Below are 13349 nucleotides of genomic sequence, written 5' to 3' on the forward strand. Positions count from 1 at the left end.
AAATGAGGTAGATTGTCTTTCATAAGGTGGACATTGTCTTTGAAGAAAGCGATTGTTGGCTTACACAGGATATGGTTCCGATGAGTGTCCATGGGTCAAAATCTAGTATATTGGAGGGGCTCAGGGAGTGGATGTCTTTTTGAAAAGGGTGTCCACCCTTTGAAAGACAAAATTCGAATATGTCCATGATACGTGGAATGGCTATTTATAGAGATTTAACACGAATAGCATCCAAATCTGGGTGCCGAAATAGGTTTACATGAACAGCATCCGGGACTGGATGGCTGTGGCGCTTTACTTTTACCAAAAAAATATGGTCTGGGTGTCCAGGCAAAGGTTGTGAACCATGAAGGTTATTCTCTCTACATTAAATGCAAAGTACATCCATACCTCGCTGGCTTTGCGTTGTCTGAAGGCGTACAGTGAGAAGGATTTTGATATTGAGCTGGCGGAGTATACGATCAAGGATCCCGTCATGAACATTGTGTCTGACCTGTATCAGCGCGGCGCGGACGTGATTGGATTCTCGTGTTACATCTGGAACATTGAAGAGACGATCAAGGTTATTGATAACCTGAAAAAGGTTATGCCTGACGTGAAAATTTTGCTTGGCGGGCCGGAAGTGTCCTACGACACGGAATATTGGATGAACCGGATTCCCAATGTGGATTTCATCGTCATGGGTGAAGGGGAAGAGACGCTGCATCAGCTTCTGACGGAGCTGGAGGGAAGCAAGAAGTTCCATTTTGTATATGGACTGGCCTACCGCAAAGGGGAAGAGGTCATCCTCATGCCAGGACGGCCGAAGGCGGATCTGAACGATCTGCCGTCACCGCATCGATTTGAAGAGGATATCCCGGATCTCGGGAAACGAGTGGTTTATTTTGAAACCAGCCGGGGCTGTCCGTTCAGCTGTCAGTTCTGTCTGTCCAGTATTGAGGTCGGCGTGCGATATTACGATATTGAGCGGACGAAGTCGGACATTTTGTATTTGATCGAGAAGGGTGCGAAGCTGATCAAGTTCGTGGACCGAACATTCAACATTAAGCGCGATTACGCGATGGAGATGTTCAAATTCCTGATTGAGAATCATCAGGGAACGGTGTTCCAGTTTGAAATTACGGCTGATATCATGCGTCCTGAGGTACTCGATTATCTGGCAGAGAATGCGCCACCGGGTACGTTCCGGTTCGAAATTGGAGTGCAGTCCACGAATGATCCGACGAATGAACTGGTGAAACGCCGTCAGAACTTTGCCAAGCTGAGCCGTACAGTGAACAAGGTCAAAGCTAGCGGGAAAATCGACCAGCACTTGGATCTCATCGCCGGATTGCCGGAGGAAGATTACAATACGTTCCGTAAGACGTTTAACGATGTATTTGCCCTGGGGCCGGAAGAGCTTCAGCTCGGATTCCTCAAAATGCTTCGTGGTACGGGTCTTCGTCTGGATGCGGAAAAGTACAATTACACGTATATGGATCACGCGCCGTATGAGATTTTGGGCAGTGACGTGCTGCCATTCAGCGACATCGTGCGCTTGAAGCGGCTCGAGGATGTGCTGGAGAAATACTGGAACGCACACCGGATGGACCATACGCTGAAGTATCTGATGGAGCAGGAGTTCAACTCGCCGTTCGACTTCTTCCAGGCGTTCGGGGATTACTGGGAGGGTCAGGGCTGGCAGAAGATCGGCCACCAGCTCGAAGATCTGTTCACTCGTCTGCACAGCTTCCTGGAGTCGCGGAACACACCGCATATGGATATCGTGCTCGGCCTGATGAAGCTGGATTATTTCCTCGGCCACAAGTACAAACCACGCAAAATCTGGTGGGACGATGCGCTGGAGAAGGATCAGTGGGCGCTCTATATGAAAACGCTGGCTGAACGTCCGGAAGACGTTCGCCTGCCGCGCGTTGCCGGTGCCGCAGGCACGGCATGGCTGGAAAGCAGCGGCACGGGTGCAGGTGCCGCTGCGGGAAGTTCGGCTGCTGCCGGGGAAAACTCTGCCGCCGATTCGGCGGGTGTGATCGGCAGCGAAGCTGCTCAGTCCGCCGCGGATGGATCGGCGGACGGTGGGGACGGCAGCGCTTCGCGTGCGCTGCCGATGACCTCGGCCATGACCGCACAGACGGTCATGGGTGCCCGTGCTTTCGCCGACCTTGGTCTCGGCGAAAAGGAACTGCAGAAGCACGCCGTACTGGACGTGCTTCCGTTCCGGCTTGAGCGTGTGCTAGCTGGCGCCAGCCCGCTTGCCGCGAAAGGCCGGACGCTGCTGGTGGTTGTATACCAGCAGCATGAAGACCAGCAGGCGCAGTATTACACGCTGCCGCTGGGAGAAGAAGCCGCTGCCATGTAGGTGCAGCGGCAAGGAAGAAGCTGCATAGGCCGCCGGATCGGCATCATGCAGCAGAAGAAGCGCCACGGCTTTGCGGTCGTGGCGCTTCCCCATGTGGTGCTGCCTGAATGAGCGCAGCACCTCAACCTAACGCGGCCTGCCATTGCACCAGCCGCGTGATGCTTTCCCTTTCACAACATCTACACTATATCTTTCACTATATCGGAAGGTCATCTACATCCCATCTGGGAAGAAGAAGACCTTCTTTCTTTGTTTTGGCAATGCCTCAGTAACAATTACCACTTCCTCATCTAACATGTTTTGATATGGATCATACGTACCTCGCTCCTTAGTTCGTTTAACCCCGTCTTCCTTATACCTGTTGGTCTGTTTATAGCTCGCCTTCCTCCTAATACGAAGTACCTTGTGAATTCCATTTAACTTATAGCAATACTCCGAAGCAGTCTGTTTTCTCCCATAATTTATGCTCGAAATTTGTCATGGTTTAGAGAATTTTGTGATAAAAAATTGGCTTTTTGATTTAAATTTAAAATTATGCAAAAAGCGCTTTTCAAGAGTAACGTCTTAGTGTAACATAGTGGAAAATAAAACCTTATTTTGGATATTCAACTAGAATTGAGTCTAAAAGACGTAGATTATGTAATTAAACAGAAAATATCATTTTCTTGTGCAAGCATCTTTAAATACCATGACAGGATGTTCTAAAGTCAGAATAAGAGGGGGATAGGATAGACTCTATAAGTCTATCAAATAAAGATGAAATATATCTGTATAAACTGTGAGACCGAGTATAGCGAATTCCGTTATACATGTACATGCAATGGAATGCTCGATATTCAACAAGACTTTAGTAAAGTCGATTCGGACGAACTCAAGCATCTTTTTCATCAACGTTTGTCTGACCGCCGGTCCATCTATGCCAGTGGCGTTTGGAGATACAAAGAACTTATTTTTCCGGACGTGGAAGAAGAGTTGGTGATTTCAAAGTATGAAGGGAATACAGGGTTGTACAATTCGGCAGTCGTGGAGAGATATGTGGGGGCAAGATCAGTGTGGTTAAAAGCGCAAAGTGAAAACCCAAGCGGTTCCTTCAAAGATAATGGAATGACCGTTGCGGTCACACATGGTAAATCCATGGGATACAGCAGATTCACATGTACCTCCACAGGAAATACATCCTCTTCATTGGCTATGTATGCCGCAATCGCACAAACCAATTCCTATGTTTTTGTGCCTAACAAGAATATTTCTTTAAACAAGGTACTTCAGACCTTGGCGTATGGTGCGAATATTTTCTCTTTCGAAGGTACATACGATAATGGTATTAAATTTCTAGAGGAAAATAGTGAATCACTGGGCCTCTATATTTGCAATTCGATTAACCCCTTTCGGATTGAAGGTCAGAAAAGCATTGTGTATGAACTTGCGCAAGACTTGAAGTGGGAACTTCCAGATTGGATTGTGGTACCTGGTGGGGCGCTGAGTAATGTATCAGCTTTAGGAAAGGGCCTTTCCGACCTGTTCGCTTTGGGTTTTATTGATAAATTGCCTAAAGTGGCTGTTATTCAGGCAGAGGGAGCCAGCCCATTCTATAGGATGATTGCTGAACAAAAACAATTGCTAGAACCTGAGCCACATCCATACACCCTGGCTTCAGCCCTGAATATTGGTGATCCACCAAGTTGGCGCAAAGCGAAGCGTACGCTCGAGGAGACCAACGGTGTAGCCATGTTTGTGACAGATGAGGAAATTTTAAATGCAAAAGCTGTGGTAGATGCTTCTGGAATCGGTTGTGAACCTGCATCCGCTGCAACGGTAGCCGGTGTCAAAAAGTTAATACAAGAAAAGGTAATCGATAGGGACGAAACGGTGGCATGCATCTTGACAGGTCATATTTTGAAGGATACCGATGCGCTTCGTATGTATCACATTGAGAAGGAGCACCCCTATTCCAATAAGATCATTTCTTCTTCACTTTCTTTGGATAGCATTATGGAGAAAGTGAGATAAAGGTTTAGACAAACTAACGTAGAGATGGAGATATTGTGAATGAGTAATGAGGCGCTAAGCATTACAAATGAATTATTTGAGCAAGGCTACAATGCATTTACGGGAGTGCCATGCTCCTTATTGAAGGGATTATTCGGGATTCTGGAAGATAAGGAGTACGTGGAAAAGAAAGAGATTATCTACATGCCCGCAATTCGGGAGGATTCCGCATTAGGAGTTGCAGTAGGTATGCATCTAGGTGGCAGGAAATGTGCAATTCTGATGCAAAACTCAGGTCTGGGCTATTCCATGAATGTCCTGACATCCTTATATTCAATCTATCAAATTCCGGCTTTGTTAATCATTAGCTGGAGAGGGGCTTATGAGAACGATGCAGTCGAACATGATCTGATTGGCGAGAGGCTTCTTCATATACTGGATGCTATCAAAATACCTTATGTGGAATTTGAAAAAGAACGTGGTACAGCTTCTGTTAAAGCATGCACGGAGCTTATTGAAAAGAACAGCATGCCGGTGGCTTTGCTGATCAAAGAGGCGATTTAAGGAGGCAATATGAGGAAAATAGCAGTCATTGAAAAATTGCTTACAGTTTATCCAGATGCCCATATTATATCAACTTGCGGATACATCACGCGAGATTTGTATAATGCCAGTGATAGGCAGGAACATTTTTATATGGTAGGTTCCATGGGGATGGCTGCACCTATTGCCCTAGGATTGGCCATAACGAATCCTCATAATACGTTTATCGTTCTGGATGGGGATGGGTCGTTTGCAATGAATTTTGGGTTTACGCTTATGATTGCCCAACACCAACCCTCCAATCTCATCCATGTCGTTCTGGATAACGAAATGCATGAGAGTACAGGGGGGCAGCACACCGTTCCCTTCTCAAATTCAAAAGAAACCTTGGAGAACATAGGGTATAACAAGGTGCATGTTATTGAATCACTCGATCAATTCCCGGAAAAAGTGGAAGAAGGTCCTGTGATGTTCCATTGCAAGGTAGAAGCTAATGCAGGGAAGATTGGAAAACGTGTAGAGTGGACACCACAAGAAATTGTACAACGCTTTATGTCTACTTTGGCTGTAAGTGTCTCTTGATTTGCAGCTGTGAAACGGAGGTTTGAACCATTAGCCCAATATCTTTGTTGGATTGTACATTGAGAGATGGCGGAAATCTGAACCAATGGATGTTTACATCTGAAGAGATTAATCTGCTGATTCATCAATTGGATCATGCGGGCGTTGAGATTATTGAAATTGGATATCGCGGAGGATCGGGCAGCAATCGTTCCACTCAGGTTGGAAGCGTTGCTAAATGTGATGCTGAATTTATTCGTTCCCTTCCGCAACAACTCAGGTATTCACAGTATGCTGTCATGGTAATTCCTGAAGTTTGTACCCTTCGTCAGCTTGAAGACTTACGAGACTCATGTGTGGCTTGGATTCGTGTTGCCGCATACCCCCAACATGTGCAAAAAGCATTAACTTATGTCTCTGTTCTGAAAGACTGGGGATTTAAGGTTTGTTTTAATTTGATGTCAGCGAGTTATATTGAAGCCGGTAAATTAGCCATGATTGCCCAAGAGGCTGAACATGCAGGTGCTGACGTCTTTTATTTTGCAGATTCTTATGGTGCTTTTCATCCTGACGATATTACAGCCATTGTCAATGCATTGAAAAATAAGACCGAACTACCCCTCGGGTTTCATGGTCATAACAATCTTGGGCTGTCATTTGCTAATGCGCTGAGAGCTTTGGACTTAGGCGTATCTTACATTGACACATCCATATGTGGGATGGCTAGAGGAGCAGGTAATTTGGCGACGGAACAATTCGCAGCGGTTATGAATAAGTGGAAGCGGTATGAAGGGAAATATGAATTAACGCCGATATTACAGCTTTCAGCGTATTTCCTTGAAAAGGTACTAACGGTGCCAATGACCATTGCCCAGCCGGAAATAATCTGTGGACTCAATAACCTGCATTATTATTATTATCAGCACATTGAACGGGTTAGCAAAACGAAGGGCATTGACCCCATGTACCTTGGCTACCGAATTGGTCAGCTGATGCCGCATGAAGTCGACGCGGATCTCGTGGAAAAGATAGGTGACATCATTCAGTCCGAACAAGGAAGTCCCATTCCCAAAAAGTGAGGAGATTTAATGTGAAAGCACAAAAACTCAGAAGTTTGTTTGCTGATGATAGAATTATCCAAATCGTAGGGGCGCATGACGGATTAAGTGCAAAGCTGGTAGAGGAAGCGGGCTTTGACGGCATATGGGCAAGTGGTCTGGAAATCTCGGCAGTAAATGCTGTGCCAGATGCGAATATTCTCACGATGACACAATATTTGCAGGCCGCTGCTTCAATGGATGCTGTAACCAACATTCCGGTGATCGCCGATTGTGATTCGGGTTATGGAAATGTCAATAATGTGATGCATTTGGTACGTGAATATGAACGAAATGGTATAGCTGCAATCTGCATGGAAGATAAACTGTTTCCTAAGTTAAATAGTTTTGCTGGCGGAGAACAAAAGCTCGCTACTATTGAAGAGTTCTCCGGAAAAATCAGAGCTGCTAAGGATACACAGCGTAACCCTGATTTTATGGTTATTGCCCGAATTGAAGCGCTCATTGCGGGTGCTGGAATGAATGAGGCTGTAGCAAGAGCAGAGGCTTATGAAGAGTCAGGAGCAGACGCCATATTAATTCATTCCAAGAAAAATGATCCGTCCGAAATTATACATTTTTTAAGTCTCTATTCCAATAGATTACCCATCATCCTGGTACCCACAACCTATCCTCAGATTAGTGCCTCAGAATTGCAAGACTATGGAGTGAAAATGGTGATTTATGCAAATCATGGACTAAGAACTTCCATCCACGCTATCAGACAGACATTTCAGCAAATCAAATTAGCAGGGAATACCTTACAGATTGAAGATAAAATCGCATCGGTTCAAGATGTTTTTAAACTACAGGGGCTTCAAGAAATGCTTGATGCCGAAAACTATTATACTGAGCAACGATATAAAAAAGTGGAAGTGCCGGCTATAAGTAAATAACGATAAAGGAGCTGTTTGCCTTGTTAACCATCGATCAGCTGCAATCCTATCATACGGATGGATTCATTTTATTGAAGAATGTAATATCAGCCGAGGAGTTGGAAAGGTTAAGATCGGCTATAGAATTGGTCTACCAAAAAGTTAACAGTGATCCTTTACAGTTCAAGACCCGTTATACCCAAAAGGATGAGGGCTACGATACATGGGGTGTGGCGGACATCTTATCTCCGGAACTCCGTCATCCTTCTTTTGACGAGTTGTTTGCTAATCCAAAGATCATGTCTCCTATATCCCAAATCATCGGTAATCAACTTCGATTTTGGACAATGCATTCCTTTTGGGCTCCCCAAAGAGTGGATTACAATCTGGTTTGGCACCGTGATCAGCAGGATCCCTATGATTTTGATCAACCGGGGCAAACGACGTTTTTGCTAGCCAATCTTTCCTTATATGAAGATGAAGCTTTTAAAGCGGTTCCTGGTACACATATCAGGGCATTGAATGAACAAGAATTGCAAGCAATTTTAGACAGGGAATCGTCTCCACTCCCTAACGAAGTCACACTGTATTGCGAACCTGGTGATCTGGTTTTATTTAACGCTTTAATACTTCACCGTGGATTCGCAGAGGCAGGTAGTGAAAGGCGAACGGTCCATTTTAGCTTGCAAGCCAAGGATGAAGCAAAGGGCGGATATACTTCACGTCCATGGATGAAGGATAAAGCTTATAGAGAGAGTCTTCACCCTGTAACCCATGAACTCATTACCTCCTTAATTGAGTGGGAGGATGCGCATCCTATCAAGAAATCGTTGGCTGGGATGCGAAGAGCCTATAGGGATCACAATCATATTACGAAGTAATTCTAAACTGAATAGAGGTGTTTGAGATCAGAACGATTACACTTCATTTTCTGAACACAAATCTGGTTATGTTGGTTGAAGATGAAGTTCATATAGACCGGGTGATTGACTTCTTCAGCACACATTTTGTTATTTGTGAATCTAAGGGTGATACTTCTTCGTGTGTAGCGACCATTCGTATACGGAAGGGACAAGCAGATCTTGCGAATTATGCTGGACATCATGATTGGGAACCTCTCTATATTCGTAAAAGTGCTTCTCCATTTTTTACGATTCCAGCTGTCCGTCAACACGTTGGAGAAAAGGAACAATTATTCTGCAAGCATACCAATACGCTCTTAACTTTGGATGCTTCTACTAAATTCATTGATGTTACAAGTGAAGACGTCACTTCTGAAGCATTTAATTTAATTTTAATTGAGCTGATTAGAGATGTCGTAATTAAGAATGAAGAAAATGAAGGAACCGTGATTCTTCATGCTTCATGTGCTTTCCGTAATGGCGCAGCCTATTTGATTACAGGTCCAAAAGGCTCGGGAAAAACAACGACAATCATGGAATTGGTACACCGGTTCGGCTATCAAATCATGAGCGGAGACAAAACGTTTTTATTTGAGAAAAATGGTGTTCTGATGGCTAGTGGTTGGCCGGATTACCCTCATATCGGCATAGGAACACTAACCAAATACCCTGAAGTGATTAATAAGGTAAACATGAGCATCAACGCCGAAGAAATTAAGGATATTTGGTCACCTAAACATAAGGTAGCCGTTGATCCTCAATTATTCAGAGAACTAATGCCATCATCTGAGCCCGGATTACAGTGCCCGGTGGCCTATATTTTTTATCCAACCGTTTCATCTTCTCCGGATTGCTACATTGAACCGTTATCCAATCATCAAGATAGAATAGGTGAAAATATTGAAACGATACCAGAGACCAGCGACAGTTCCTGGAATCATTATATAAAAGTCAATCATGAAAAGCTTCAATTCTCTGTTAAAAAAATTACAGAAATGTTAGAGCAAGTACAAGCGCTCCGAATCATCGGATCAGGGGTGCTGCCGGAACATGAGAGTATATCATTATCACTTCATTCAGGAGGATAAAATGAACGAAAAATTACAGCTTCATGATCATGAAAGGCTCTTATTACTTTGCTCACGTATTGAGATGACCGTAGAGAACGAAGAAGAAGCCAAAGTAATTATAGATAACGGATTCGATATCGATAAGTTGGTTTCGTTGGCAAATCGTCATAAGGTGCTCCAGCTCATCGGTGGTCACTTACTTCGACTAGATCAAACAGGGAAAATCAAAAACATGTATAAGCGATTGTTCAATTCCTACTATCTTAGCAATAAACATCGTAATGAACTGATGTTTGCGGAAGGGCTGCAGGTGATACGGGCATTTGACCAAGAATCGATCAAAGCCATCCCTCTCAAAGGCTTTGTGCTTCTTCCAAACGTCTACAAAGATATGGGGCTTCGAATTTGTAATGATCTGGACTTCTTGATTGATTTGTCGGATCGAAACAAGGTCTCTCAGGTACTTAAATCGCTTGGGTATGTGATAGGTGACTACGATTGGTCAAGCAACACGATCAACCAGGTATCGAGGCAAGAGGAAATGCTGTGGAAAATGCATATCGGGAACATTTATCCACATGTAAAACTCTCTGATGACCCTTTCCTAAGGCATATCGATATCGATTTTTCCTACGATGTTGATCTGAAGAAAAATTATCAAGCCTCAAAAGCATTACTAGAGAATGCAGTAAAAACAAATTTGGAAGATACCCCTGTTTTTTTACTTGAAGAAATGGATTTTTTGATTCATATTGCAATCCATTTATATAAAGAAGCAACCAACGTTCAATGGGTATTACTGCATGCCGATTTGAATTTGATTAAGTTTTGTGATTTGCGGGAATGTACGCTGAACTTGTTGGAAAGAGGTCAATTGGATTGGAATTTACTCGCAAAACGAGCTAATGAATTGCTGGCAACCGAAGCGTTATTCTACTCTTTCTACTATTTGGACTATCTGTATGATGAACATTATTCAGATGTACTCCAACCCATTCTAAATATTAGAGATGAAACATTCCTGGAAAAGTACGGAGAGCTGGATTATGGCAGCGCCGTGAAATGGAAGAAATCATTTGTTGAGCGCTTCTTCTCCCTTTCTAATGAGGATGAAATAGAAGGAACCTCAAGACTGGAACAATTCAAAGAAAAAATGACATGAAGGTAGGTGGAATGATGCATAACGAGTTGAAACAAAAAGTAACCGAAATCGTCATGACCATTACAAAGCTCGAAAAAACACCTGCAGAGCAAGAAATTTTGCCGATTGATTCCTTTGCATCCGTAGCCATTATCGTTAAATTGGAGGATGATTTTAGCATTATGTTTGAAGACAAGGATCTAGTTCTCGATAACTTTTTATCCATTGGTTCCATTGTCAACATGGTGGCTGCAAAGAAATCATTAGTTAGCTAAATTTTTGAATGTAGGAGCGCGCCATGTTAAAAGAAATAAAATTGGCTTCAAAAGGCTTTGATCATGCCTATGATATTACAGAACAGATTGAAGGCTGCCTTGGAGAAATGGAAAGAGGTAGTGGAATCGCACATGTTTGTGCAGTGGGAAGTACGATCGGTTTGACCGTCATGCGTTATGAGCCAGGGGCGGTTCAAGATCTGTTGCAGATGTTAAACGAAATCGCACCTTATGAAAAAAAGGTTGAATATCATCATTTTCGTACGACTGGTGATATGAATGGAAGTTCTCACATCAAGAGTTCCATTCTAGGAACAAGTCTTTCGCTTCCTGTCAGCAATTATAAATTGGCCATGTCCGCCACCCATCGTGTAGTCTTATTTGATTTTGATTTGCAGGAAGCAACCCGCACCCTTTTTATTGATCTATAGAGAGGAAAAGATGACTATGAAACTTCGTATGGCAACTCCGGGACCGACGCAGGTTCCCAATGAAATTTTAATGGCTGGTGCAAAGGAAGTCATTCATCACCGCTCACCACAAATGCAGACATTGATTGAGGAAATTAATCAGGAGCTCCCCAAATGGTTTCGCACACAAAACGATGTTTACATTTTACTCTCATCAGGAACCGGAGCTATGGAAGCAGCCATTTCTAATAGCTTGAATACCGGTGACAAGGCAATTGTAGTGTCCAATGGGTATTTCGGTGAGCGATTTGTAGATATTTGCCGCATACAAGGTGTTGAGGTGGTTGAGATCCGCACTCCATGGGGAACAGCAGTTTCCATGGAATCCATCCAGGAAACGTACGAACTGCACCAGGATGCCAAGGCCATCTTAGTCGTCTACAGCGAGACTTCTACAGGTGTTAAGAACGATATCCAAAGTATTGGACAGTTTTTTAAGGATAAGGAACCGATTGTTATTGTGGATGCGATCAGCGGTTTGTTATCTCATGCCTTAGAGATGGACGAGTGGGGTCTGGATATCGTACTTGCTGCATCACATAAAGGATTCATGATGCCTCCTGGTCTCGCGTTTGTTAGTGTGTCGGCTAAAGCATGGAATGTTATTGGCCTGGTGAAACCACGCAGTTATTATTTTTCTTTTGAACGTTATCGTAAATTCTACCCTATGGCTCCTTCCAGCCCTGGTGTATCTCTGATTCAAGCTCTGCAGGTATCTTTACAATTGTTGAATGAAGAAGGCTACGATGCTTGTGTACGTAGACATCAAGGCATTGCTAAGGCGACAGGAGCCGCACTCGAAGCGTTGGGGTTTGAATTGTTCGTTCAGGATCCGAAGGTAAGAAGTAATACGGTTACCGTTGCTAAGGCACCTGGTGCTGTATCTGCAAAAATGTTACTTCAAATCCTCAATAACCAATTTGGGCTTACCGTAACAGGCGGACAAGGTGAAATAAAAGATACCGGTATTCGAATTGGCCATGTGGGTGCTGTCGATGTAATCGATATCATGGGCATTTTCGGTGCTATTGAAATGAGTTTAAGTGAAATGGGCCATACCTTTGATCGAGGAAGCAGTCTGCAAGCCATTCAACACTCATTAGCGGAGGAATCAGTCTATGTTTAAGTTATATCAAAGAGAAAGATGTCCCTATTGTAAACCTGTGCGGGAGCTATTAACCGACTTGGGTGTTTCTTATATCAATATCAATGTTACGAAGGAAAGATCTGAAAGGAAAGAACTGATTGAGCTTACGGGTGTGCCTTTTGTTCCGGCTCTGCATGACGGAGATCATATTCTCGCAGGCCGCTTAGAAGATAACCAGCATATTCTGGAGTACATTCAACAGCATTTTTCCAACGTAAAACAGGACGTTAGTGCGAAATGAAGATTGCTTTGATTGGCGATATTCATAGTCGGTTTGCTCAAGCGGAACAAGTGGTAACCCAAATACGTAAAGATCATGCTGAAGCGGAAATCATATGTATGGGTGATGTTTTTGAAGTGGAGAAAAAAAGCTTATATTCAGCGGATGAAAGTGCAGTGGAGCCGGAACAATTATCCGACTATGTTATGAATTTAACACATTCATTTATCCATACACTTCGTACGTTTCAAGGCGTTATCGGTAATCATGAAGAAAAGCTGAAGAAGCTGATACCTTTAACACAAATACCCGAAAATATCGCTATATTTCTAGATTATCCAAGGGAAATAGCCAAAGGTAATCTGCTCTTTATCCATGGTCATCAGCTGTCATGGGTAGAGAGCGGTCCTGATGCGTTTCATCCGTTAATTGAAAATGAAATGTTAACGTATCGGCTTTTTTTTTATGGGCATAACCATGATCAAAGATTATTCGGTGTGCATCAGGTGCATGGTGAGATGCTTTACCATGAAATTCCGATTCAGTTGGGGAGACCGATACCTCTGGATCAGTATGAAAAATACCTGATTAATGTTGGAGATATAAAGAGCACACCTTCTAAATGGGCGTTCTATTGTAGTGATGCAGATACCATAACCTTCTATGAGTTGTCCGCTGCCAAAGTATAGAGAGGAGTATTCCA

Annotated in this window: 14 protein-coding genes; all 14 read left to right on the plus strand. The window is 43.5% G+C overall.

Annotated elements, in window-relative coordinates:
- Positions 1-346: 346 nt before the first annotated feature.
- Positions 347-2356: a B12-binding domain-containing radical SAM protein gene (locus MHB82_RS07420; RefSeq protein ID WP_341174286.1), complete on the plus strand. Its 2010-nt coding sequence runs from the start codon at positions 347-349 to the stop codon at positions 2354-2356.
- A 756-nt stretch (positions 2357-3112) separates the two neighbouring features.
- Positions 3113-4366: a threonine synthase gene (gene thrC, locus MHB82_RS07425; RefSeq protein WP_341174287.1), complete on the plus strand. Its 1254-nt coding sequence runs from the start codon at positions 3113-3115 to the stop codon at positions 4364-4366.
- 39 nt (positions 4367-4405) lie between these two features.
- Positions 4406-4909: a hypothetical protein gene (locus MHB82_RS07430; protein ID WP_341174288.1), complete on the plus strand. Its 504-nt coding sequence runs from the start codon at positions 4406-4408 to the stop codon at positions 4907-4909.
- A gap of 9 nt (positions 4910-4918) precedes the next feature.
- Positions 4919-5470, plus strand: a complete 552-nt coding sequence (locus MHB82_RS07435; protein ID WP_341174289.1) for a thiamine pyrophosphate-dependent enzyme — start codon at positions 4919-4921, stop codon at positions 5468-5470.
- Between the two features lie 47 nt (positions 5471-5517).
- Positions 5518-6528, plus strand: coding sequence for an aldolase (locus tag MHB82_RS07440; protein WP_341174290.1), 1011 nt, complete (start codon positions 5518-5520; stop codon positions 6526-6528).
- Positions 6529-6539: 11 nt separating this feature from the next.
- Positions 6540-7442, plus strand: coding sequence for a phosphoenolpyruvate mutase (gene aepX / locus MHB82_RS07445; protein WP_110757536.1), 903 nt, complete (start codon positions 6540-6542; stop codon positions 7440-7442).
- A gap of 20 nt (positions 7443-7462) precedes the next feature.
- Positions 7463-8302, plus strand: coding sequence for a phytanoyl-CoA dioxygenase family protein (locus MHB82_RS07450; RefSeq protein ID WP_181429723.1), 840 nt, complete (start codon positions 7463-7465; stop codon positions 8300-8302).
- 68 nt (positions 8303-8370) lie between these two features.
- A complete protein-coding gene (locus MHB82_RS07455) occupies positions 8371-9411 on the plus strand; it encodes a hypothetical protein (RefSeq protein WP_341174291.1) in 1041 nt (346 codons plus the stop codon).
- Between the two features lies 1 nt (position 9412).
- Complete coding sequence (locus MHB82_RS07460) at positions 9413-10555, plus strand: nucleotidyltransferase domain-containing protein (RefSeq protein WP_341174292.1); 1143 nt, start codon at positions 9413-9415, stop codon at positions 10553-10555.
- 26 nt (positions 10556-10581) lie between these two features.
- Positions 10582-10809, plus strand: coding sequence for a hypothetical protein (locus MHB82_RS07465; RefSeq protein WP_341174293.1), 228 nt, complete (start codon positions 10582-10584; stop codon positions 10807-10809).
- Positions 10810-10832: 23 nt separating this feature from the next.
- Positions 10833-11240 carry a YjbQ family protein gene (locus MHB82_RS07470; protein WP_341174294.1) on the plus strand — a complete coding sequence of 136 codons (408 nt, stop codon included), beginning with the start codon at positions 10833-10835 and terminating at the stop codon, positions 11238-11240.
- Between the two features lie 16 nt (positions 11241-11256).
- Positions 11257-12405, plus strand: coding sequence for a pyridoxal-phosphate-dependent aminotransferase family protein (locus tag MHB82_RS07475; RefSeq protein WP_341174295.1), 1149 nt, complete (start codon positions 11257-11259; stop codon positions 12403-12405).
- Positions 12398-12667 carry a glutaredoxin family protein gene (locus MHB82_RS07480; RefSeq protein ID WP_110757520.1) on the plus strand — a complete coding sequence of 90 codons (270 nt, stop codon included), beginning with the start codon at positions 12398-12400 and terminating at the stop codon, positions 12665-12667. The genes MHB82_RS07475 and MHB82_RS07480 overlap by 8 nt, the downstream gene beginning before the upstream one ends.
- Positions 12664-13335 carry a metallophosphoesterase family protein gene (locus tag MHB82_RS07485; protein WP_110757519.1) on the plus strand — a complete coding sequence of 224 codons (672 nt, stop codon included), beginning with the start codon at positions 12664-12666 and terminating at the stop codon, positions 13333-13335. Before MHB82_RS07480 ends, MHB82_RS07485 begins: the two co-directional genes overlap by 4 nt.
- The last annotated feature ends 14 nt before the right edge of the window (positions 13336-13349 follow it).

Origin of the sequence: Paenibacillus sp. FSL K6-2862 (assembly GCF_038005125.1) — a bacterium.
Taxonomy (GTDB): domain Bacteria; phylum Bacillota; class Bacilli; order Paenibacillales; family Paenibacillaceae; genus Paenibacillus; species Paenibacillus illinoisensis_A.